At 60.6% G+C, this 21896-nt stretch carries 19 protein-coding genes; 10 read left to right on the forward strand and 9 right to left on the reverse strand.

Going from position 1 to position 21896, the window contains the following annotated elements; all coding sequences use genetic code 11:
- Window positions 1–43 precede the first annotated feature (43 nt).
- Complete coding sequence (locus O3297_RS03055) at window positions 44–1261, reverse strand: carbohydrate porin (RefSeq protein ID WP_305047712.1); 1218 nt, start codon at window positions 1259–1261, stop codon at window positions 44–46.
- Between the two features lie 238 nt (window positions 1262–1499).
- Window positions 1500–3074 (reverse strand): MFS transporter, encoded by a 1575-nt coding sequence (locus O3297_RS03060; protein ID WP_305047713.1) that lies wholly within the window; start codon window positions 3072–3074, stop codon window positions 1500–1502.
- 115 nt (window positions 3075–3189) lie between these two features.
- On the opposite strand from O3297_RS03060, the gene O3297_RS03065 reads away from it, so the two are divergent.
- The 3 genes from O3297_RS03065 (at window position 3190) to O3297_RS03075 (ending at window position 7277) form a co-directional block, all read left to right on the forward strand.
- Window positions 3190–4116, forward strand: a complete 927-nt coding sequence (locus O3297_RS03065) for a LysR family transcriptional regulator (RefSeq protein WP_305047714.1) — start codon at window positions 3190–3192, stop codon at window positions 4114–4116.
- 313 nt (window positions 4117–4429) lie between these two features.
- The gene (locus tag O3297_RS03070; protein WP_305047715.1) at window positions 4430–5551 is read left to right on the forward strand and encodes a patatin-like phospholipase family protein; all 1122 of its coding nucleotides are present in this window, start codon (window positions 4430–4432) and stop codon (window positions 5549–5551) included.
- A gap of 79 nt (window positions 5552–5630) precedes the next feature.
- Window positions 5631–7277, forward strand: coding sequence for a methyl-accepting chemotaxis protein (locus O3297_RS03075; protein ID WP_305047716.1), 1647 nt, complete (start codon window positions 5631–5633; stop codon window positions 7275–7277).
- Between the two features lie 324 nt (window positions 7278–7601).
- Here O3297_RS03075 and O3297_RS03080 read toward each other — a convergent pair whose 3' ends face one another.
- From O3297_RS03080 to O3297_RS03095, 4 genes are all read right to left on the reverse strand, one after another.
- Window positions 7602–9308, reverse strand: coding sequence for a serine hydrolase (locus O3297_RS03080; protein ID WP_305047717.1), 1707 nt, complete (start codon window positions 9306–9308; stop codon window positions 7602–7604).
- Between the two features lie 35 nt (window positions 9309–9343).
- The gene (locus O3297_RS03085) at window positions 9344–10501 is read right to left on the reverse strand and encodes a nuclear transport factor 2 family protein (protein ID WP_305047718.1); all 1158 of its coding nucleotides are present in this window, start codon (window positions 10499–10501) and stop codon (window positions 9344–9346) included.
- Between the two features lie 277 nt (window positions 10502–10778).
- Entirely contained in the window at window positions 10779–11894 is a 1116-nt protein-coding gene (locus O3297_RS03090; protein ID WP_151094319.1) for an AraC family transcriptional regulator, read from the reverse strand.
- 213 nt (window positions 11895–12107) lie between these two features.
- Window positions 12108–12527 carry a hypothetical protein gene (locus tag O3297_RS03095; protein WP_099387308.1) on the reverse strand — a complete coding sequence of 140 codons (420 nt, stop codon included), beginning with the start codon at window positions 12525–12527 and terminating at the stop codon, window positions 12108–12110.
- 381 nt (window positions 12528–12908) lie between these two features.
- Here O3297_RS03095 and O3297_RS03100 point away from each other — a divergent pair, with 381 nt between their 5' ends.
- The 6 genes from O3297_RS03100 to O3297_RS03125 all read left to right on the forward strand — a co-directional run bounded on the left by O3297_RS03100 (window position 12909) and on the right by O3297_RS03125 (window position 17507).
- Entirely contained in the window at window positions 12909–13376 is a 468-nt protein-coding gene (locus tag O3297_RS03100) for an SRPBCC family protein (RefSeq protein WP_305047719.1), read from the forward strand.
- A gap of 272 nt (window positions 13377–13648) precedes the next feature.
- Window positions 13649–14419 (forward strand): creatininase family protein, encoded by a 771-nt coding sequence (locus O3297_RS03105; RefSeq protein WP_305047720.1) that lies wholly within the window; start codon window positions 13649–13651, stop codon window positions 14417–14419.
- A gap of 55 nt (window positions 14420–14474) precedes the next feature.
- Complete coding sequence (locus tag O3297_RS03110; protein ID WP_151094325.1) at window positions 14475–15746, forward strand: YncE family protein; 1272 nt, start codon at window positions 14475–14477, stop codon at window positions 15744–15746.
- A gap of 108 nt (window positions 15747–15854) precedes the next feature.
- Entirely contained in the window at window positions 15855–16226 is a 372-nt protein-coding gene (locus O3297_RS03115; RefSeq protein ID WP_170846428.1) for a VOC family protein, read from the forward strand.
- 26 nt (window positions 16227–16252) lie between these two features.
- Complete coding sequence (locus O3297_RS03120) at window positions 16253–16588, forward strand: hypothetical protein (protein WP_052140423.1); 336 nt, start codon at window positions 16253–16255, stop codon at window positions 16586–16588.
- Between the two features lie 280 nt (window positions 16589–16868).
- Window positions 16869–17507 carry a phasin family protein gene (locus O3297_RS03125; protein ID WP_070279068.1) on the forward strand — a complete coding sequence of 213 codons (639 nt, stop codon included), beginning with the start codon at window positions 16869–16871 and terminating at the stop codon, window positions 17505–17507.
- Between the two features lie 105 nt (window positions 17508–17612).
- On the opposite strand, the gene O3297_RS03130 is transcribed toward O3297_RS03125, so the two are convergent.
- Window positions 17613–18644, reverse strand: coding sequence for an alpha/beta hydrolase (locus tag O3297_RS03130; protein ID WP_305047721.1), 1032 nt, complete (start codon window positions 18642–18644; stop codon window positions 17613–17615).
- A gap of 105 nt (window positions 18645–18749) precedes the next feature.
- A complete protein-coding gene (locus O3297_RS03135) occupies window positions 18750–19640 on the reverse strand; it encodes a LysR family transcriptional regulator ArgP (protein WP_034785706.1) in 891 nt (296 codons plus the stop codon).
- Window positions 19641–19842: 202 nt separating this feature from the next.
- Here O3297_RS03135 and O3297_RS03140 point away from each other — a divergent pair, with 202 nt between their 5' ends.
- Window positions 19843–20448, forward strand: coding sequence for a LysE/ArgO family amino acid transporter (locus tag O3297_RS03140; RefSeq protein ID WP_305047722.1), 606 nt, complete (start codon window positions 19843–19845; stop codon window positions 20446–20448).
- 4 nt (window positions 20449–20452) lie between these two features.
- Here the strand turns inward: O3297_RS03140 and O3297_RS03145 are convergent, their stop codons facing one another.
- The gene (locus O3297_RS03145) at window positions 20453–21880 is read right to left on the reverse strand and encodes a coniferyl aldehyde dehydrogenase (protein WP_305047723.1); all 1428 of its coding nucleotides are present in this window, start codon (window positions 21878–21880) and stop codon (window positions 20453–20455) included.
- Between the last annotated feature and the right edge of the window lie 16 nt (window positions 21881–21896).

Raw genomic sequence — 21896 nt, forward strand, 5'->3', positions numbered from 1 at the left:
GCGAGCGTCCGGGGACGCTTGCCAACGTTCTAGCGGCCTGCGATTACCACCAGCTTTCCACTTGGAAACCGACGGAGCTGCCGTTGGTCTTGCCACCGAACACGCCCGTCGACGACAGCGCCGATTCGGCGGCGGCGGCCGACTGGGCTGCCTTGTTCCATTTGGCGTAGGTGTAGAAGGCGCGCAGCACGGGGCGCGACCAGAAGCTGTTGCCGGCCGACAGTTGCGGCGCGAATGTCAGCTTGGTCAGGTTGCGGCTTTCGCCGCCTTCCGGCTTGACGATGTCGTGGCCCAGTTCCACGGCCAGGCTGTAGTTGTCCGTGAAGTGGTAGACGGGACGCGCGCCGATCGACGTCCACTTGCTGCTCACGCCTGCCGTTTCCTTGTCTTCGTAGACGAAGGTGCCCATGCCCGACCAGGCGCCTTTGGGCTGGATCATGATCTGTTCCGTCAGGCGCACGACCTTGTCATCCTTGCTGGCGCCCAGGCTGAAGCCGCCCGTGTTGGCGGCGCTGCCTTTGCCGTACTGCAATGCCACCTTGTTGAAGCCGCCCAGCAGGTTGCCTTGCGTATGCATGATGGTCAGCAAATGGCCGCTGGCGATGGGGGCCGCGCCTTGCGCATTGCGTTTCTGGTTGAATTGCAGGCCCAAGGTCAGTTCGCCATCGGGGTTGACCTTGATGCCGGAGAAGCGCAAGTCGTGGGACAGGCCCATGCGCTTGCTGTCGCCGTCATCGGCCGTGCGCAGGACGGCGTAGGCCAGCTTGGCGGCGCCCAGGTCGATGTTTTCCAGGCCGGCGCCAGGGCCGCTGTTATTCCAGAAGTAGTAATCGGTGATGTGCACGTCCTGGCGGTCGTAGTAGCGCTTGCCGACCCAGGCGCGCGCTTCGGCGAAGGCGCCCGTGCCGATCTTGTCAGCGACCACGTTCATTTCGCGCCACGACGGGTCCGATTGCTCCCAGTCCTGGTTCTGGTTGACGGAAAACGCCACCAGGGTATTGATGCGGAAGGTGGTGCCGTTGGCTGCCTTGAAGGCTTCGCCGCCGAATTTCAGCTCGCCGTAGGTTTCGCACTCATTGCCCAGACGATACTTGGACGAGGCGCCGGCCAGGCCGAAACACGCTTCCTTGCCGCCTTCGCTGCTGGTGCCGAAGCCCGAGCGGATATAGCCGCCGAAGTCGATAGGCAGGGCGGCCTGGGCCGACGCACTCAAGGCCATCAGCACTGCCGCTGGCAACGCTTTCAAGAAAAATTTGTTCATTGTGTCTCCAGTGTTTTTATAGGTGTGGGATCGGCGCGCATCAATTTGCACAACCAAAGCGCTTTAACTATGTTTCAAAGCGCTTTGAGTATAGTTCAAAGCGCTTTGATAAGTAAACTCGTTTTGTTCTTGAAAACTTTTGAGGTGTTGCAGAGAAACATCAAAGGCGGGCGGCGGCGCGTGGGCGCCGCCGGGTATGGCGGGGCAGGGAATGGTTGCCGCGGGAAAGCCGGGCGGCTTAGTTTGGCGCCTTGCAGGCGGGCAGGGCGGCTGTGTCCCGTGCGGCATCGGCCGCATTCGCCGGATGGCGCAGGAAGGCGAGGATCAACAGGGCCGACGCCGTCGTGATGCTGGCCAGCACATACAGCAAGTGGCGGAAGGCCGTGCCATACGCTTGCGCCAGCTCGGCGGCGGGAGCGTGTGGCAGCAGGGTGCTCGCATGGCGCAGCTCGCCCAGCGCCAGGAAGGGGCCGGCATGCGCCGCCTGTTCCGCGCCGATGCCGGCAATGCCAGCGTTGCCCAGCGCCGCGACGGTGAGCGTGCCCAGCAGCGCGCTGACGATGGCCAGCGCCAGGCCTTCGCCCGCCACGCGCGTCGTATTGAAGATGCCGGCCGCCATGCCGGCCCGCTCGACGGGCACGACGCTGATGGCCAGGCCATCCATCAAGCCCCAGGGCAGGCTGATGCCGCAGCCGATCAGCAGCAGCGGCCCGATCAAGGTAGCGGGCGCTTGCCCTGGCGCGCAGGTGGAGAGCCACAGCAAGCCGCCCGCCGCCAGCAGCAGGCCGCTGGCGCAGATGTGGGCGGCGGCAATGCGCTGCGCCGCCATGCCGGCCAGGACCGGCAGCACCAGCATGGGTGCCGACAGGGCGATCATCATGCGTCCCGCTTCCAGCGCGCTGTAGCCTTCGATGCCGATGAAGCGGGCCGGTAGCAGTACCAGCAGGACGACAAAGGAAAACGCGGGCGCTGCCGCCAGCAGTTGTACGCCAGCAAAAGCAGGCAGGCGGAACAGGGTCAAGTCCAGCATGGGCCGCGCCGCGCGCCGCTCCACGCGGATGAATGCGCCCAGCAGCAAGGCCGCGCCACCGAGCAGCCCCAGGCTGGCAGCACTGCCCCAGCCGCTGTCGGGCGCCTGCAGCAAGCCATAGGTAAACAAGGAGAGGGCACCTGTAAACGTCAGGGCGCCGGGCCAGTCGACGCCCTGCGCCTGCGGGTCGCGCGATTCGCGCATGGCGCGCGCTGCGGCCAGCAGGGCGGCCAGGCCGGCCGCGGTAGTGGCGACAAAAATGGCGCGCCAGCCCGTGTGGGTGATCAAGGTGCCTGCCAGGAAGGGGCCGAAGGCCAGGCCCACGCCGAAGGCCGTGCCGATCAGGCTGAAGGCGCGCGCGCGGGCGGGGCCGTCGAATTCCTGTGCCAGGGCCGCCAGTCCGCTCGACAGGGCCATGGCGCAGCCCAGGCCCTGGACGGCGCGCAGCACGTCGAGCCACAGGATGCCGGGCGCGGCCGCCAGTGCCAGCGCGGCGGCGGAAAACACGCCCATGCCCAGCAAGAACACGCGCTTGCGGCCATAGCGGTCGGCCAGCGCGCCGGCCACCATCAGGCAGCCGCCAAAGCTGAGCATGAATGCATTCGTGATCCATGCCAGCGCCAGCGGCGTGCCGTGCAGGTCGGCGGCGATGGCGGGAATGGCGATGGCCGGTCCCGTAAAACTGAGCGGCATGCACAGCGCGGCCAGGCAGACGGCGGCCAGCACCAGCGTGCGCCGTGCAGTCGCTTGGTCTGGAGCTTGCGCGGGAAGATTCGTATCCATGGGAATGATTCCAGAAAGAGGGAATCTGATGATAATATGGGCGTAATCAATGAAAAAGTGGCTGAAAATCCACTCATAGCGGACAAATATTCCTTAATCGAGATGGCGAGATGGCATGGATAATCTGAATGGCATTGCCGCCTTCGTGCGCGCGGCGGAAACGCGCAGTTATGTGGCGGCCGGGCGGCTGCTCGGCGTGTCGGCCTCGGCTGTGGGTAAGAGCGTGGCGCGGCTGGAAGAAAAGCTGGGCGTGCGCCTGCTCAACCGCAGCACGCGGCGCATCAGCCTGAGCAACGAGGGGGCGCTGTTTTACGAACGCTGCCAGCGCATCCTGGCCGACCTCGGTGATGCCGAGGCGGAACTGTCGCACCTGGCCGAGGCGCCGCGCGGCAAGCTGCGCGTCAGCCTGCCCGTGATCGGCTACCGCATCATCCTGCCCCTGCTGGCCGAGTTTACGCGGCGGTACCCGGAGATCGAGCTCGACCTCGATTTCAACGACCGCCTGGTCGACGTGGTGGCCGAAGGCATCGACGTGGCCGTGCGCAGCGGCACACTGACCGATTCGCGGCTGATGGCGCGCGAGCTGGGCCCGTTTGCCTTTGCCATCGTGGGCGCTCCCGCATATTTCGCCCGTCACGGCGTGCCGGCCACGCCACGCGCGCTGGAAGGGCACGCCTGCGTGCGCTATAAATTCCCCACCACGGGCAAGCTGCAGGAATGGGCGCTGCAGCGGGCCGATGGCGACAGCGGCGGCGAGTTGCGCTTGCCGACCGCCTTGACCTGCAACAATATCGAGGCCTTGATCGGCGCCGCCACGCAGGGCGTGGGCCTGGCTTACCTGCCTGACTTTATCGTGCGCGACGCCATCGCGCGTGGCGAACTGCGAGCCGTGCTGGCCGATTGCCTGTTGTACTCGAGCAAGTTCTGGGTGCTGTGGCCGTCGAGCCGCCACCTGTCGCCCAAAATTCGCGTCTTTGTTGACCATTTGTGTACCCACCTGCATTTTTCTCCGCCCCCTCCCGACCCTGCATCATCCCTTTGATGGCCCTGGCCGCCGCGCTGGCGGCTGCTTGGGGAATATTCCTACCCCAAAACGATTATTCCTAACGCCGCTGGATTTATATTTGCTGCGCCGCATCACGCCATGCCGCACTGCATCAACTTATGGCCTTCCTGAATACCCGTCATTCGTTATGGAAATTGCCATAAGGAATTTATTTATGTTAATTTCATATCTGTTTCTGCAACATTGCATCGGCTGGTCGCTTGCGGGAACATGTGCAGGATTAGGCGCCATAAGCGTGTAGTAACCAACAATTAAGGGATGGTAACCCCGTTCCGTTCAGGGAGTGTGCATGAAGACAGTCACTACGACGCCGCAGGATCCGGCGCCAGCCACGACAGCGAAACCGGCCCGCAAAACGGGTTTGCTGCTGGGTGGCGGCGCACCAAATTCCACCTTGATCGCCGGCGCCCTGGCTGCTTTCCTTGACGAGGGCATCGAGTTCGACGTTATTTCCGCCTCGGGCGCCGGCGTGTTGATGGGTTTGCTTTACACGACGCCGCACGAGGCCACGCCGCGCCAGGCCTTGCAAAGCTGGGCCGACACGGGCGTGGCCGACAGCATCTACAAGATGATTCCGATCAACTACAAGGTATTCCAGAAGCCGGGCATGCACGCGAGCACTTTCCGCGACGCCTTCCAGCCGCCGGCCAACAATCCTTTTTTCCAGGCATTCCAGCAAACGTTTGCGGGCGTGCCCACGGCCTGGTCGGACTGGGGCAAGCTGATGGTGTCGTCGCTGTCGCCGTCGGACCTGTCGGCGAAAAGCCTGGGCCTGTGCGCGCACTTGCCTTTCCTGGAAAAAGCCGTGGATTTCTCGGGCGTGGCCCGCATGCGCCCCGATTTCTACATCAATGCCTACAACCTCAGCGCGCACCGCATGCAAATCTGGGGCAAGCACGAGATCGAGCCGATCCACGTGCGCGCCGCGTTGTCGTTTCCCTTCCTGTATGCGCCCACGACCATCGCCGGCGACGACTATATCGAAGGCGCGGCGCTCGATACGCTCAATTTCGACCCGTTTATCGAAGGCAAGGGCGAGCACCATGACGCCGATACGCTGGTCATCCTCGACATCCTCGGCGACGAGCGACTGCTGCGCAAGCCGCGCAACCTGTACGACGCCTGGGTGCGCTCCATCATCACGCCGCTGGTGAAGATTTCCAAGAGCGAGCTGCGCCTGTTCGAACTCGAACACAACACGGATGCGCGCACGGGCCAGCCCAAGCGGCGCCTGCTCAAGCTCGACTTGATGGGCGGCATCCCGGAGCAGCACTGGCCCGATACGCTGGACTGGTCCAGTTCGAACATGCAGTTGCTGTTCGACGTGGGCCACAAGGCGGGCCTGGCGTTTTGCCGCCAGCATGGCGACTTGCTGCGGCGCGCGCCCGAGGCTTCCCCGCTGGCGGCCTAGCAACCGATCCCCGGCCACCTGATCGGCAGCTATTTATCCTGCCTGGCCTTGCCAGGCTACCTTTTTACTGTGACACACCATGAATATCACCAAGCAATTAATTCTGACCCTGACCATCGCCTTGCTGGCCCTGCTATTGCTGGGCGCCGGTGGCGCCATCCAGCTGCAGCGCGCCCAGGAGCGTTTTGATACCGTGCAAAACCGTATCATTCCCAGCATCCAGGGCTTGAATGCGGCCAAGGGTTTCCTGGCCGATTCGCGTCTGGCCGGCTACCGCCTGTCCGTATTCTCGAACCTGGCCGACAAGACGGCGCTGGACAAGGCCGTAGCCGATGCCAACACGAATTTCGACAAGGTCATCGCCACCTACCGTGCCGAGCGCCTGTATGACGCGACGGACAGCAAGATGCTCGACGCCGACCAGGCCGCGATGGAAGCCTACCGCCGCGCGCTGGCGCCATTCTTTGCCGCCGCCTACGCGGGCGACATGGATGGCGTACGCGCCACCTTGCTGGCCGGCACGCCGCTGGCCATCACGGCCGCCGCCGCCAAGAAAAGCATGGATGACCATATCGCCTACAACAACAAGCTGGTCGATGACGTGAAGGCCGAAAGCCTGGCCGCCTACGACACGGCGTTCAACACCATGCTGGCCGTGCTGGGCGTGGCCGTGCTGTTGACGGGCGCGCTGGCCTGGCATATCTACCGCACCATCAGCGGTGGACTGGGCAATATCGAACACACGCTGGAGCGCGTCAGCGCCTCGCTGGACCTGTCCGCCGCCATGCCCGTCGAACGCATGGATGAAGTGGGCCGCACGGCTACCGCCTTCAACAAGTTTCTGGAACGCATCGTCGGCGTGATCGCCACCGTGCGCGCCTCGGCCGATACGGTCAGCGTGGCGGCCGCGCAGATTTCCGCCGGCAACGCGGACTTGTCGGTGCGCACCGAACAGCAGGCGTCTTCCCTGGAAGAAACGGCATCCAGCCTGGAAGAGCTGACCTCGGCCGTGCGCCAGAATACGGACAATGCGCGCCAGGCGAACTCGCTGGCCGTGTCCGCTTCGGACGTGGCCCGCAAGGGCGGCGCCGTGGTGGCGCAAGTGGTGGGTACCATGGGTTCGATCAACGAATCGGCGAAGAAGATCGCCGACATTATCGGCGTGATCGATGGCATTGCCTTCCAAACCAACATTCTGGCGCTGAACGCGGCCGTGGAAGCAGCCCGCGCAGGCGAGCAGGGTCGGGGCTTTGCCGTGGTGGCCACGGAAGTGCGCAACCTGGCGCAGCGTTCGGCGGCGGCGGCCAAGGAAATCAAGGGCTTGATCGAGGATTCCGTCGACAAGGTCAACACGGGCAGCGCGCTGGTCGACCAGGCGGGCGCGACGATGGAAGAAATCGTCGCCAGCATCCGTCGCGTGACGGACATCATGGGCGACATCGCCAACGCCAGCCACGAGCAAAGCGCCGGCATCGAGCAGGTGAACCAGGCCATTTCGCAAATGGACCAGGTCACCCAGCAAAACGCAGCCCTCGTGGAAGAGGCGGCGGCCGCCGCGTCGTCGCTGCAGGATCGCGCCGTGGAACTGGTCGACGTGGTGGCCGTGTTCCGCCTGCGTGGCGACACCCAGGCAAAACCGTTGACAGTGGCGGGGGGCTTGCCGGCCCCGGCTTCAGCCTCAGCCAGCCAGCGCCTGGCGCTGCCTGGCCGCAGTACCCGCGCTTGAACCTTGTGACTGCCCCGGTATGCCGGGGTTTTGGTGGTGGCGCTGTCCAATGGGGAGCGTTGATGTTCGGCATCTGGGGCGAATGTCAGTCAAGTTGCCGGGCTGGCAGGGGCGGCGACGGTGCAGGCGCCGCCCGGCTCCGTGCTAGTCAGGGAGTCTACCTTTCGCGCGCGTGAGTCAGTTTTCGCCTGCGGACTGTCGGCTTGGCGGCCGCTAGCTGCCCCATTTTTTTGAGTTTCTCAATCGCAGATATGTCGAGTCAGTTACCTCGCCTTGAAATCGCTGGAGATTGAATTGATCAGTACTTTCCCAAGCGCGCCCCAGTCAAGTCTCGCAAACTAGGCTATCGTCGATGCGCATCTTCTTGAATTCCAGATTCCGTACCTCGTCGACGACAACCTGAAATCCGATAATTTGATTTCTGCTATTACGGTTGAACTGAATACCGCCCATGAAAGATTTATTTCCGGAAAATACATCGATCTTAACGGGCTTAAAGGTGACGGAGCCCACACGCACATTGTTGGCCGTAAGCTGGCCGCTATTGACCACAAAAACGAAAGAGGAATTGAGCTCTTCGCTGTAAAACGTTCCCGTGAACTTGGCCAGTTCATTTTCTGCGTAGGAAACTGCCTTATACGGTTCAAAAACAATGGGATCGCTTTCCCCCATGCTGAAGTGCATATCCATTTTTCCTTTCTTATCGACGAATTTAATAAAATAATGATCGTCGCCGTCAATTTTCATTTGGAAGGTCGAATCGCTTAACGGGATCAGTACGCGGCCATCGGCTTCCGTCCGCGTGTAATACAAGACATCATTTTTAACGTGTACCCTCGCAGCAAGCGCCCGTTCGCGGCTCCAGTACACGCCTTCGTATTTCTGACTCTGCGCACGGCTCAGCTTCACGCTTTCTATCTTGGAATAATCGATGGTTTCAGGCTCGAGGAAGTGATTTTCCAACATCGTGGCGGCAATCCGCATGCCGTACATTCCGTTGTACGCCAGGCCGGAACTCAATACGACGGCAGTAATTTCCTGATCGGGAAAACGGAAAATCGAGCTCGCGTATCCGCCAAAACTGCCTATCTGGTAAATCTTTGCAATGCCCCGTTCCTTGCCGGCGTGTTGCTGTCCGTATGTCGAAATGCTGGCGATATCCTTGATGATTTCGCCGTTATCAAGCTTGATCGGTGCATTGAGTTTAGTGGCCAGAGCGTTCCCACCGAGCGCGTCGGATAAGATGGCGGAGCGCCAGATCGCGAGGTCGCGGATCGAGCTGTAAAGATTGACGGGGCCTGGAACGTTTCCACTGCCATAGTCGATTTTATAGGCGCCTTTGCCGTCATCGCGATACGGCACGGCCGTATTTTCCGGCGGCACGTCGCCGTAGAGGAACGCCGTGTTCGTCATGCCGAGCGGTGCAAAAATATTATTTTTGCAATACTCGTCGAATGGTTTGCCCGAGGCGACTTCGACGATCTTCGCCAGCAGTATCAGCCGTGTATCGCCGCCCGGCGAAAAGACGTCGCCGGGTTTGAAGTTCAATTTCTTTTGGCTTTTCACGAGTTCCAGGACGGTATTGTGCTGTTCGGCCCCTGCCGACTCCCAGCCTGACAGCGACTTCAAGACCTTGTATCCGTGCAAGCCATCGGTCGAGCTCAGCAAATGATTGACGGTGATTTTCTTGCCGAAATCCGGCAACCCCGGCACATACATGTCGATATCGTCATTTAATTTTATCTTGCCCTGTTCTTCGAGCTTCAAGACGGCGTACGCGATAAATTCCCAGGCAAGTGTATCGATCTGGAATTTCGTATTAACCGTGGCGGGAATCTTGTATTCGAGATTGGCGCTTCCGAAAGATTTCTCGTATATCAATTTTTCTTTCTTGAAAATAGCGACCGCAAATGCCGGTTTGTTCGGTGAATTGAGTTCGCTGACGATCTGATCGAACTTCTCTATCGGGATTGATTCGGCGACGTTGTTCGCGCTTGCCGAAAACGGAAGCAATACAAGGAGTCCCAGCATGAAATATGCTGCTTTTAAAGTTTGGATGTTCATTGTCAGTCCCTGTCTTTTGAATGGCGTCGCTGGAGATTCCTGATCACTTCCTGCGCCACGGAAGCAGTGGCCGTCGGATCTTGCCCCGTGATGATGTTGCCGTCGATGATGAAGAAGTTGTCGCCCCATCTTTTGGAATAGACAAAATTTCCGCCGTTCTTGCTGACTTCCTTATCGATGGAAAATGGAAATGCCTTGTAATATTCGGCTTTCGTGTCTTCGAAAATATCGGGGAATCCGGTAACTTTCTTATTCGCGAAGATGAACGCACCATCTGGATTCTTCAGGTTGACAATGCCGGCCGTGCCGTGGCAGATAGCTGAGACGACGCCACCATTTTCATAGATGGTGCCGGCGATATTCTGGATACTTTTATTTTCTGCAACACCAAACATGGCCGCCCCGCCGCCGCTGTAATAGACGGCCTGGTACTCGCTGGCGTTGATTTGTTCGGGCTTCAGCGTATTCTTCAGCAAGGCCATGAAACTGGCGTCATACAGGTGTTCCTTTTGCGTCAGATTCGACGTATCGACGTAGCCCACTGGAATTGCACCGCCGTCGGGACTGACGAAATCCACGGCATAGCCATTTTTCCTGAAAACGTCGTAGGCAATGACTATTTCCTCGAAATGGTTGGCCGCGCTGATCTTTGTATTGCCATAGGTATGCTGGTTCGACGTGACGAACAATATCCTGTTTTGCTGCCTGGGCACCGCTTTCCAGGTGTAACTCTTTTGCACGATTTTCCAGGAGTCCGCGTATTTGAGAAGCAGGAAATAATCGGTGTAAAGTCTGAAATTGGGCATTAGTATTTCAACCTTTGCGGTGGCCGCATTGTTCTCGACGTCTATCGATACGATGCGTCCGATGCGCTTCATTTTTTCGCCCGATTTGATTTCCGCGATGTACTGTTCGCCGGAACGTATCAGCAACTCATTGTCTTCCGTTACCGTGTATAACTTGAAATCAGGATGGAACGCCTGTTTCAATTTGGCCGGTTCGCCATTGGCCGTTCCATCCATATAGTCCGTCAAAGTTTTTGTGATCCGATCGCGTTCCGCGCCCGCTGCGGCAGGTGCCGTGGCAGCCATCGTCTGCCCCGTCATGCAAAACAAGAAAAAGATCTGGAGAATGGCGCGCAAAAGAATATATTGATTCATACATTACCTAAAGTTCACTATTACCTATTCGCCGAAGGTAAATACGGTTGTTCGGGCGGCTATCGGATCCGCACTCTGTGCGACGAAGCGACGCTGCCGAATGACACGTTAGCGCGAACGGGGAAGCCCATGGTCGCAAACCACAATTTAGGACTCCGGATCCATAATTCGAGAGGGATTGCAACGATGGGCGTGAGGGGGGCAAGCGCAAGTTCAGGCAGGCTGCACACGGGGCTGACCGGCGCCAGCGGCCGGTCGCTGCGTGCGACGCGGTATGTCAGGAATCGCTGGTGACGCGATGGCGTTGCGATGGCGCCGGTGCACGGTCGGCGCCATCGCCACAAGATGAGGGCGGCACCGACGCAAAGACGGCTCGGTAGCTGGCAGGCGTTTGCCCCGTAATCTTCTTGAACGCGGAAAAAAATGTGGAATTGGAATTGAAACCGCTGCGCTCGGCAACGAGTTCCATATTGAGGTGGGATGCCGTGATCAACAGGTTTTTTGCATGCTGAATGCGAAACTCGTTGATATAAAGGTTGAAACTTTTATTTAGATTTTCATTGATCGCCTGGGAAACCGTCGTTTGCAGGTTGCCGACTTTCTTCGCCAGCATCGCCAGGTTCAAGGTCGGATTCAAATACAGCTGCTGCTCGCACATTACCTTATCGATGGAATTGAGCAATGCGCGGACATCGACGTCGCTCATTTTTTTATTGTGGTATTTCTCCTTCTTGCCTGCCACGTCCACCGCTTCATTTTTCATGATATACGTCAAGATCGTGATGTGGATAGAAAAAGTAAACGAGAGCGCGCCGATAATATATGACGTGAATGGCGTGCTGACGTAAGCAACGAGTATCAGGAGGCTACTGAAATAAACGCTGAGCAGGAGCACCGTTTGACGGGAAAACCGACCATCGACGCGGCCTAATACGGCGCGCGCCTGCCATAGCTGCCTGCCCGCCAATAGCAAATAAGAAAACCAGTAAGCATGGATGCCGCAAATTGCATAGAACCAGGTGTCCGTATTGCGCGAATACGGGAATAGCAGGGCGATGCCGATTAAGCATAAGGGCAGCAAAAGATGCGAGCGCCAATGCTTGCTGACGGCACTGTCGGTCACGTCGGCCAGATGGCAATGGACATACAGATATGTCAGCGGCCCGATCAGCAGGCACGCCGACAGGCCCAGTTGAATAAACGCGACCGCAAGGTCGGGATTAAAGTAGTAAAACGCCGATTTAACCGTGCGAAAACCGATCGCCAGCAGCAATGCGCCGAGCATGGCATGCGTCAATCGATGGGGGCGGCGGCTGAAGAAGTAAAACGCCAGGAATATGCCATTCACCGAGCCCAGGGCGCTAAAGAGAAATAATAGTTGGCTTGAGATCACTGGTCGGTTGATGACGTTTGACTGCGTTATGGGCCGGGGCCCGTAAAAAATCGAAGGCGGCGCACATCAGCGCATGGTCGCTCATCGCTGAGAACGCTTCCCCGCGATGCCTTCGACTATACGCTGCCCGGCAAGGCAACCCGGCAGCCGTATGTCCCGAATCCCCGCTGCGCGCCGTGAGTGCCCTGTTTGTTCAATGGCCGAAGTATGTCTTTAATCAAAGACATTCCGCTGCCCCACCTCGAATTCATTTTCATGGCAATAAAACAGGATAAGCGGAGTGCCGTTCGAATAGATCATCGCGTCGTCACGTGATGGAACAAAAATATCCGACCAATTCTCGACTAGGAACACACTGCTGCACAAGAAACATTCGTCTTCTCCAAACACCACTACGATCTGCTGAGTTCCAGGCATACGGGCGCGTAACCATTTTGTTGCGGTGGCCGCATCATTTCCGAATACGAGGCGCTCGATCGAGTCAACGGTGTTAACGTTCAGGCCGAAATGGGTCTTTGAGTCGTGAAAGCATGCTACCTCATAGGCGCGGCGGGCGTCTTCGGCATTCAGCCAGGCGATATCCGCTGAGTGATGCTGTAGTTCCTGAACCCGCCAATGTGTTGTGTTCATCATTTCTCAAAGTTTCATATGCTCATGGCCATGGCGAGCAGCAGCTTGCGGTCGAATCCGGAGCATCCCTTGATCCTGGCGCCAGACAAGGCTGTCATTATGGCCCGGCTTTATCTGCGACCAGTATAACCACAATCAGATTCTATCGGCATGATAAAAAAACAGTGTATCCTGCAATTTCAGCAGATATATTTTTTGTCGAGACAAAGAAAAAGGTGCGGCATTTGTTCCTGCTGGCGGAGTATTTTTGAATTGGCGCAATGGCATGGCGATATTGCGTGATGAATGCTATGCCGCGGGCCAATATCCCCAATTTCCATATGCTGCGCGACGCCGGATAACAGGCCAAGTTACTTTCACACAATGATAGGGAGATCCCCCAAATTGGCGCAAATTGAAGAAAGCATCCACATTGCCGTCCCGCCCACGGTCATCGACCAGATTTGGAGCGAGGTCGACCGCTGGCACTTGTGGGATCCGGATACAAAGCAAGCCCGGCTCAATGGGCCATTCGCGGTGGGAACACAGGGCAGGATAGTTCCCAGCAAGGGGATGGGTATTGCGATGCTGGTCACGGAGCGCTCGGCAGGCCGCTCGTTCACCGTCGAGGGCTACATCCCTTGTTTCCGCATCCATTTCGAGCACACGGTTGTTGCGGCAGAGGGCGGATCGCAAGTCGTTCACCGCGTGTGGTTCACTGGAGCCCTTGCCTTTCTGTTCGGCCCAGGCGTTGCCAGACAGGTCCGGGACGGGCTTCCCAGGACGATGCGCTCGCTCAAGGCCTATGCCGAGAAGCGCAACGACACTCGCCACAATGCCGAGGAGGGCGGAGCTAACGCGACAACAGCCTGATAGATAGTTTCTCTTCGTCAATTCCTTGCAAACTGCCCCGTCAAATTAACGTGCCGTTCCCGTCATGATGGAATACAATTCCTGCGTGGCAGCCAGCTTGCCTGGCAAGGCCGGGCACGGCGCCTTTGACCTTGGAAAGATGTTGGCTTATGACTCTGCAGTTCCCTCAGCGAACGGCGCCTTGCGCGCCATCCACGCTCCGCATTTCACGCAAGCCCCCCGTTTCCCTGTTCGTCCTGACATTTTCGTGCCTGCTGGTCACGGCGCCCGTCATGGCGGCTGCGCCTGCCAGCAGCAGTGTCATGCTGGAAGAGCTGACCAGCACGGAGTTGCGCAGCCGTATCGACCACGGCGCCACGACCGTGCTGGTGCCGATTGGCGGCGTCGAGCAGAGCGGGCCGTATATCGCGCTGGGCAAGCACAATGTGCGCGCCGGCCTGCTGGCGCGGCAGATTGCGCAAAAGCTGGGCAATACCATCGTCGCGCCCGTCGTCTCCTACGTGCCGGAAGGCGCGGTTTCTCCGCCGGCCGGCCACATGCGCTTTGCCGGCACGATCTCGATTCCGCCTGCCGCCTTCGAAGCCGTGCTGGAAGGGGCGGCCGCCAGCCTGCGCCAGCATGGTTTCCGCGACATCATCTTTCTCGGCGACCATGGCGGCTATCAAAAAAACGAGCAGAACGTGGCCAACAAATTGAACCGCGCCTGGGGCAAGGCTTCCTCCGGCAAGGATGCGCGCGCTTATGCCTTGCTCGACTACTATGACATCACGCAATCGGCCTATATTGCCGAGTTGCAGAAACGCGGCCACAGCAGCGCCGAGATCGGCCTGCACGCGGGCTTGGCGGACGCGGCCTTGATGCTGGCGACGGACCCGTCGCTGGTGCGCAGCGACGCCATGGCCCACGGACCCAAGCCCGGCGTGGCGGATGGCGTGCGCGGCGACGCGACGCGCGCCACGGCTGAACTGGGCCAGATCGGTGTCAAGCTGCAGGTGGATACCTCGGTGGCTGCCATCAAACAGCTGCTGAAACGTAATAAATAACTTCCGCTGGAAGTGCTGAACTTCCGGCTTTTGCAACGAAACGACGCGAAATCACATGAAAAAATCTCAACGACGCACCATCGTCACCTTGTCCGCCCTGGCTGCCGCACTGGCCGGCCTGGGCGTGGCCAGCCAGGTCACCGGCGCCAGCACAGCGGCTCCAGCCGCCGTCTCGCCGGCCGCCGCCTATTCGCCGCTGCCGGGCATGCCGCCGCTGGTGGATCCGAAAAACGTGTACGGCAGCATCGCCAGCAGCAATATGAGTCCCGTCGTCAAGGATCATTTGCGCCGTGTCTACGTGCCCAACCTGCGCTCGAACGATGTCTACGTGATCGACCAGGAGACCCTGAAAGTGGTCGACAAGTTCAAGGTCGGCAGCGGCCCGCAGCACGTGGTGCCGTCGTGGGACTTGCGCACCCTGTGGGTGGCGAACAATGCCGAGCGCACGGACAAGGGCAGTTTGACGCCTATCGACCCTTTGAGCGGCAAGCCGGGCAAGGAAGTGCCCGTCGATGATCCCTACAATATGTATTACACGCCGGACGGCAAATCGGCCATCGTCGTGGCCGAAGCGCGCCACCGCCTCGATTTCCGCGATCCGAAGACCATGGCGGTGCAGTATTCGATCGACACGCCCCAGTGCGGCGGCATCAACCATGCCGATTTCTCCAATGACGGCCGCTACGCCATGTTCACCTGCGAGTTCGACGGCACCATCGCCAAGATCGACCTGGTGGGCCGCAAGGTCGATGGCTACCTGAAATTGCAGATGCCGGCCAAGCGCTTTGCCGAATCCGGCCCCGTGGGCGGCCCGGCAAATGAAATCTGCAGCGTCAAGAAGGGCATGCCGCAAGACATACGCATCTCGCCGGATGGCAAGAAATTCTATATCGCCGATATGGACGCCGACGGCGTGCACATCGTCGATGGCGCCACCCTGAAGGAAATCGGCTTCATCCAGACGGGCGTGGGCGCGCACGGCTTGTACCCTAGTCGCGATGGCAAGAAATTGTACGTGGCCAACCGCGGCACGCACCGCATCCACGGCAAGCCCAAGGGCAAGGGCAGCGTGAGCGTGATCGATTTTGCCACGGAAAAAGTCGTGTCGAACTGGCCGATACCTGGCGGCGGCAGCCCCGACATGGGCAATGTGTCCGCCGATGGCAAGTACCTGTGGCTGTCCGGCCGTTTCGACGACGTGGTCTACCGTATCGATACGAACAGCGGCGACGTTGCAAAGGTCAAAGTTGGCCAGGAACCGCACGGCTTGACCGTATGGCCGCAGCCGGGCCGCTATTCGCTGGGCCACACGGGCAACCTGCGCTAGGCATGCGCATGGCGTTTCCTGAGCAGCCGGATTCGCAGTTGTGGTTGCTTAAAAGGCAATGTTAGCGCATACTGTACTTCCATTTCACTATCGTCAGGGAGCGCCATCATGATTCTTGATCACATCGGTTTGAATGTCAGCGATGCACAGGCCAGCAAGGCCTTCTTTTCGGCCGCCCTGGCGCCCCTGGGCGTCGCGGTGGTGATGGAAGAGCAGGGTTGGGTCGGCCTGGGCAAGGATGGCAAGCCCGATTTCTGGTTCGGCGTGGGCGGTACGCCGCATGCCGGCATGCATCTCGCCTTCGCGGCGGACAACCGTGCCCAGGTGGACGCCTTTTACAAGGCCGCGCTGGAAGCGGGCGGCAAGGATAACGGCGCGCCAGGTATCCGCGCCCTGTATCACCCGAATTACTATGGCGCTTTCGTGCTGGGACCGGACGGTCACAATGTCGAAGCAGTCTGCCACCATCCCGAGCCCTGACACCGTTATTTCCTGAAGAGAGCAGCATGAAGCACAGCGCCACCCTGTTTGCCGACGATGCCGGCCGCTATGCCTACGTCAAGGCGGGTTTTTCCTGGCCGGCCCTGTTCCTGGGCTCGTTCTGGGCCGTCGCCAAGCGCCGCTGGTGGCTGCTGCTGCTCATGCTGGCGATGGATGCGTGCCTGTGGTTTGGCAGCCATCTGGCCACCGAACTGCGCATCGGCCCGATGATGCTGCTGATGGCTGTCTCGGAGCTCAGTTACCTGCTGGCGCGTGGCTGGTATGGCAATCGCTGGCTGGAAGCGTCGCTGCGCAGCCATGGCTACAAGCCCGTCGTGCCGGGCGCGGGCGCCGCTTGTTGAGCTTGCCTGGCACAGATTTTCCTTCCCGTCACTGACGTTTGCCAAAGGCAAGCCGTCCAGCCAAAACTTTCTGCGCAGCCTAGCGCACCTTTGATCCAGATCATCCCTCGCCAGCGGTGCTCACGTAGCCTTGGGACTCGCGTTGCAAAGCATCTTCCCACCAATCGGATATGTTTTTTCGCGTTTCGTGGCGTAGCCTGGCCGTTTGCCTCACCGTTCGACTGCCGGTGGTGTCGCCATTTGTTTGTGTCCACCCAACCGCTATTTAATGAGGAACTCCATGTATCCATATTCCCGTAGTGTTACCCCTGCCGCCAAAAACCACCTGGAAGCCCAGCTGGCTTTCTTCAATGGACTGTCGAAGTCGCTGTTCCAGTCGGTGCAGCACTTCAGTGACCTGAACATGCAGCTGGCGCAAGGCTTGCTGGAAGAAACCACGGTCACCGGCCAGAACCTGCTGACGGTCGAGCGCGCTGAAGATGTGTTCCAGGTGGCTGCCGCCTCGGGCCAACCAGCCGCCGAGCAATTGCGCAAGTACCAGCAACAGGTAGCGCGCCTGGCAGCCGATACGCAAGTCGAACTGGCCAACGTGGCAGAGCGGCATGTGAATGAAACGAGCCGTACTGCCAAGGCCCTGGCCGAAGAAGTGGCCCGTACTGCTTCGGAAGAAACGGAGAAAAACGTGCGCAAGCAGCAGGAAGCCATGCAGCGTATCGCCGAACCGTTCCAGGCCTATCATCAGAACGGCGCCAGCCGCGACCAGCAGCGCGGCGCGCAAAGCCGTGACGGTCAAAGCCTGCAAAGCGGCAGCCATCAGGGTAGCCAGCAGTCGGCCGGCAGCGAAAGCTCGGCCAGCGGCAGCGTCTCGCAAGCGGGCTCCGCACAAAGCAAAAGCAGCAGCGCCAGCCGTAAAGAGTAAGCGGGCCGCTGCAGTCAACTGAATCCGCATTCGGGGGCCGAGCCTTGAGGTGCGGCTGGTTGACACGCAGCGTTGCGCGTCGTGGCCAGGCAGAGCGCCCGCCCCTCAGGGGGCGGGCGTTTTGTCGTGGACGCGCGCCGCGGCAGCTTGCGTGGCGGTGCCCTGCGCCATTGCCGGCTGCTGCGGCGTGGCCGGAGGCGTTGGCCTGGTGTCTTGCGGCGTGCCTCCGTTGTTTGCCGTGTTGTCCGCCGCATGGTCTGTCTTGCTGTTGGCGTCGATAAAGGCGCTCACGGCGTCGAGCGTGGGCGCCAGCATGCGCAAGGGGCTGGCCAGAGAGGCGACCAGGGTGGTATGGCTGACCTTGTCGAAATACGTTTCCGTCACGGGCCTGGCAAGCGCCCGCAATGCCTTGGCCAGGCCACCCGTGTTGCGTTGCGGATCGACCAGCTTATCCTTGCCTGGCGCCGGTGCGATCAGCAGGGCGGGCGGCGCTTCGGCAGTCACGTGATGGATGGGCTGCGACGCGGCGGGCGTGTCCGGGTAAAAGAAAACGGGGCGGGTGATGGTGTTTTCTATTGGCAGGAAATCATAGGGGCCGGCCAGGCCGATCCAGCCCCGCAAGTCGTGCGGACGCATGCCGTGGCGCGCCAGCAGGCTGGCGTCGAGCGCTAACATCGCCGCATTGTAGGCGCCGGCGCTATGGCCCATGACGAACAGTCGCGTCGGGTCGCCGCCATGGCGGCTGGACTCCATCGCGGCCCATGCCACGGCGCGGGCCGCATCCTGCAAGATTTCGGGATAGTGCACGTCCGGATACAGCCGGTAGTCGGCGATCACGGCCAGATAGCCGCGCGCCGCGAGCGCGTGACCAACGAAGGCATAGTCGGCGCGCTCGCCCGTTGTCCAGTTGCCGCCGTAAAAGAACACCACCACGGGCACGGGCCCCGTACGGGTCCTGGGGGCGTAGACATCGAGCTTTTGCCGTGGCAGAGGGCCGTAGGCCAGGCCGCGCGTCACTTGCGAGGCGTTGCCGGACGACAAGGCATTGATGGCTATCAAGGGCGAGCAGGCGGCCAGGCCGACAGCCAGCGGGATGGCCCCCAGCAAACCGAGCAGGGTGGTGCGCAGGATCGTCATGCTTGCTCCTGATGGTGATGGCTGATGCTTGCAGTGTAGGCCAGGCAGGGCTGGGCGCACACGGAGAAGTTGCTGTCTGGCATAGATAAATGTTGCATGCGTCAATCAGTCCTGTAACAGCCATTTGCGCGCCGTGGCGATGACGGCGTCCGACAGGGTGCGTGTGAGGGGCGTCTGGATATCCCAGGCATGCCAAGTCAGGGGCACATCGAGCGCCTGCCCGGCCGCCACGTCGACCAGCCTGCCGGCGGCCAGCGCCGTTTCCGCCTGCAGCAAGGGCACCATGCCATAAGCATAGCCCGCTTCGATGAAGCGCACGAAGTCGCGTGCCGAACCGAGCACATGGTGCGGATAGCGGCCCGTGTAGCCGAGGCGGTGCTGCAGGTAGCGTTCGTGCAGTGCATCCTTGCTGCCAAACGTGATGGCCGGCGCCTGGCTGACGGCTTCCACCGTAAAACCATGGGGAAACCATTGCTGCGCGAACGCGGGCGAGGCTACGCACAGGTAGCGCATGCCGCCCAGCGGCGTGGCCGTGGTGCCGGCCACCAGGTCGTTGGCGCTGGTGACGCAGGCAAACACGCGCCCTTCGCGCAGCTGGCTCAGGGTGTGGTCCTGATCGTCGAGGCGGATATCGAGCAGGCACGACGGCGGCGACAGCAGCGGTCCCAGCGCTTCCGGGATCCAGGTGGCGGCGCTGTCGGCGTTGACGGCGATGGCCAGCTCCGGCAAATGCGTGGTGGGGCCGGGCTGGGCGTCGAGCGCCGCTTCGAGCAGCTTGACTTGCCGGTAATGGGCGATCAGGCGCTGGCCCGCTTCCGTGGGCAAGGGCGGGTGGCTGCGGATGATCAGCAGGGTGCCTTCCAGGTTTTCCAGGGTGCGGATGCGCTGCGACACGGCCGGCTGGCTGATCGCCAGCGCCTGCGCGGCCTTTTCAAAGCTGCCCAGGCCGATCACGGCGTCGAGGGCGGCCAATCCACGGTAATCGACGACGCGCATAAGTTTCTCTTATATATGGTTAGAATCATTCATTATACTTATATTTACTTTTTCTTTACACTGTTGAAATAGGGTAACAACTCCACTCTCCCGCGCGGTCCTGCTGGTACCGCTACACCCTCCACCTACCTTTGATGACTTTGCCGTTGCCGGCAGAGCGTGGGCGGCCGTGCGCGTGATGGAAAGCAATAAAGGAATCGATATGGACAGCGCAATCTTCTTGAAAGGCATGGGGCTCGGAGCGAGCCTGATCGTGGCCATCGGCACGCAAAACGCTTTCTTGCTCAAGCAGGGCTTGAAGCGCCATTACGTGCTCACCTGCATCCTGGTCTGCCTGGTGTGCGACGCCATCCTGATCACGGCCGGCGTGGCCGGCATGGGCACATTCATTGCCGACAATCCCAATTTCCTGCTGTGGGCCAAGGCCGGCGGCGCCACGTTCCTGATCGCGTATGGCTTGCGTGCAGCCAAGTCGGCCTGGCGCCCAACGGCCCTGACGGTGTCGGCCGCCAAGTCGCCCGAAGGCTACTGGGCCGTGATCGGCGCAGCGCTGGCGTTCAGCCTGCTGAACCCGCACGCCTTCCTCGATACGGTCATCCTGCTCGGCTCGATCGGCGGTCAGCATGAAGGCGTGGGACGTTTCTACTTCGCCGGCGGCGCCATCATGGCTTCGGCCCTGTGGTTCTTCCTGCTGGGTTTTGGCGCCCGCCACCTGGCGCCCGTGTTTGCCAAGCCCATGGCCTGGCGCGTGCTCGACGGCATCATCGCCCTCGTCATGTGGGCCATCGCCGCCTCGCTGTTCCTGTAAAGCATCAACGCGTCAGGAAGGCCAGCACGCGGCTGGCCAGCTTGCCATACGGTGGCCACAGCAGTTTCAGTACACTGTAGCGGGCCTGGTAAAACACGGGCCGCAGCTTGCTGAAAGTGTGGAAGCCTTCCACGCCATGGTAGTGGCCCATGCCCGACTCACCCACGCCGCCGAAGGGCAGATCGTGCTGGCCCACGTGGAAGAGGGCGTCGTTGACGGACACGCCGCCCGACATCACGCGGTCGATCAGCAACTGCACCGTGTCTGCCTGCTTGCTGAACGGATAGATGGCCAGCGGGCGCGGTCCCGCGTTGATGCTGTCGATCACGGTGTCAAGGTTCGCATAGCCGCGCAGCGGCAGGATGGGACCGAAGATTTCCCGCGTCAGCAACAGGCAATCGTCGGGCGCGTCGAGCACGATGTGCGGCGCGATCTTGCGCGTGGCGCGGTCGTGGCTTGGGCCCGGCAACAGCGAAATCACTTGCGCGCCCCGTTCCCGCGCCTCGTCGAGCGCCAGCAGCAGGCGCTCAAAGGCGGCCTCGTCGATGATGGAGGTGTAGTCTGGCGTGTCCAGGCGCGGGTAGCGCGTGGGCACGATGGCGCGTGCATGCGCGACGAAGGCGGCGATGCTGGCTTCGGGCAGCCAGGCGTGGTCGACGCTGGTGCAGATTTGCCCCGCGTTCAGGTACTTGACGAACAGGATGCGCTCGGCTGCCGTGCGCACGTCGAAATCGGCGCAGACGATGGCCGGCGCCTTGCCGCCCAGCTCCAGGGTGACGGGGCATAGATTGCGCGCGGCGGCCGCCATGACGGCGCGGCCCGTCTGGCCGGAACCCGTAAACAGCAGGTGGTCGAACGGCAATTGTGAAAATTCCATACCCACGCCGCCCGTCTCGTCAAAAAACTGCAGCTTTTCTGGTGGAAAGTAGGCGGGCATGGTGTCGATCAGCAGCCGCGCCAGGTGGCGCGAGTTTTCGCTCATCTTGACCATGGCGCGGTTGCCGGCGGCGAAAATGTAGGTCAAGGGCACCAGGCTCAGGTTCACGGGAAAATTCCACGGCACGATGACGCCCACCACGCCCAGCGGCTGCGGCATCACGCGGTTGCGGGCGCCAGGAAAGCTGCGCCAGTCCACACTGCGGCGCTGCGGCCGCATCCATTTTTTCAAGTGTTTTAATACATGGGTTATGCCATCGATGGCGGGAAAGATCTCCGCCAGCAAGGTTTCGTGCCGGGAACGGTTGCCGTAGTCGGCGCTGATCGCTTCGCATAGCGCATCTTTATGCTCGCGGATAAAGCGCTGCAAGGTGTGCAGGTCGCGTTGGCGCTCGGCCAGGGTCGGCACGGGGTGGGCCAGGCAGGCCGTGCGCTGCAAGCGCAGGGCGGCAGTCAGTTCGGTGCTCAATTCCATGTTTTCTGCGACATCAGGCATTGTTTTCCTTGGCCGG

Origin of the sequence: Janthinobacterium sp. SUN128 (assembly GCF_030587275.1) — a bacterium.
Taxonomy (GTDB): Bacteria; Pseudomonadota; Gammaproteobacteria; order Burkholderiales; family Burkholderiaceae_D; genus Janthinobacterium; species Janthinobacterium lividum.

Excerpts from the sequence above, each read along its gene's own strand:
- O3297_RS03095 (WP_099387308.1), bottom strand. The coding sequence starts at position 12,527 with ATGATGAACACAACACATTGGCGGGTTCAGGAACTACAGCATCACTCA.
- O3297_RS03075 (WP_305047716.1), top strand. The coding sequence starts at position 5,631 with ATGAATATCACCAAGCAATTAATTCTGACCCTGACCATCGCCTTGCTG.
- O3297_RS03070 (WP_305047715.1), top strand. The coding sequence starts at position 4,430 with ATGAAGACAGTCACTACGACGCCGCAGGATCCGGCGCCAGCCACGACA.
- O3297_RS03055 (WP_305047712.1), bottom strand. The coding sequence starts at position 1,261 with ATGAACAAATTTTTCTTGAAAGCGTTGCCAGCGGCAGTGCTGATGGCC.
- O3297_RS03120 (WP_052140423.1), top strand. The coding sequence starts at position 16,253 with ATGAAGCACAGCGCCACCCTGTTTGCCGACGATGCCGGCCGCTATGCC.
- O3297_RS03115 (WP_170846428.1), top strand. The coding sequence starts at position 15,855 with ATGATTCTTGATCACATCGGTTTGAATGTCAGCGATGCACAGGCCAGC.
- O3297_RS03080 (WP_305047717.1), bottom strand. The coding sequence starts at position 9,308 with ATGCTGGGACTCCTTGTATTGCTTCCGTTTTCGGCAAGCGCGAACAAC.
- O3297_RS03060 (WP_305047713.1), bottom strand. The coding sequence starts at position 3,074 with ATGGATACGAATCTTCCCGCGCAAGCTCCAGACCAAGCGACTGCACGG.
- O3297_RS03065 (WP_305047714.1), top strand. The coding sequence starts at position 3,190 with ATGGATAATCTGAATGGCATTGCCGCCTTCGTGCGCGCGGCGGAAACG.
- O3297_RS03130 (WP_305047721.1), bottom strand. The coding sequence starts at position 18,644 with ATGACGATCCTGCGCACCACCCTGCTCGGTTTGCTGGGGGCCATCCCG.
- O3297_RS03105 (WP_305047720.1), top strand. The coding sequence starts at position 13,649 with ATGGCGGCTGCGCCTGCCAGCAGCAGTGTCATGCTGGAAGAGCTGACC.
- O3297_RS03135 (WP_034785706.1), bottom strand. The coding sequence starts at position 19,640 with ATGCGCGTCGTCGATTACCGTGGATTGGCCGCCCTCGACGCCGTGATC.
- O3297_RS03145 (WP_305047723.1), bottom strand. The coding sequence starts at position 21,880 with ATGCCTGATGTCGCAGAAAACATGGAATTGAGCACCGAACTGACTGCC.
- O3297_RS03110 (WP_151094325.1), top strand. The coding sequence starts at position 14,475 with ATGAAAAAATCTCAACGACGCACCATCGTCACCTTGTCCGCCCTGGCT.
- O3297_RS03140 (WP_305047722.1), top strand. The coding sequence starts at position 19,843 with ATGGACAGCGCAATCTTCTTGAAAGGCATGGGGCTCGGAGCGAGCCTG.
- O3297_RS03125 (WP_070279068.1), top strand. The coding sequence starts at position 16,869 with ATGTATCCATATTCCCGTAGTGTTACCCCTGCCGCCAAAAACCACCTG.
- O3297_RS03085 (WP_305047718.1), bottom strand. The coding sequence starts at position 10,501 with ATGAATCAATATATTCTTTTGCGCGCCATTCTCCAGATCTTTTTCTTG.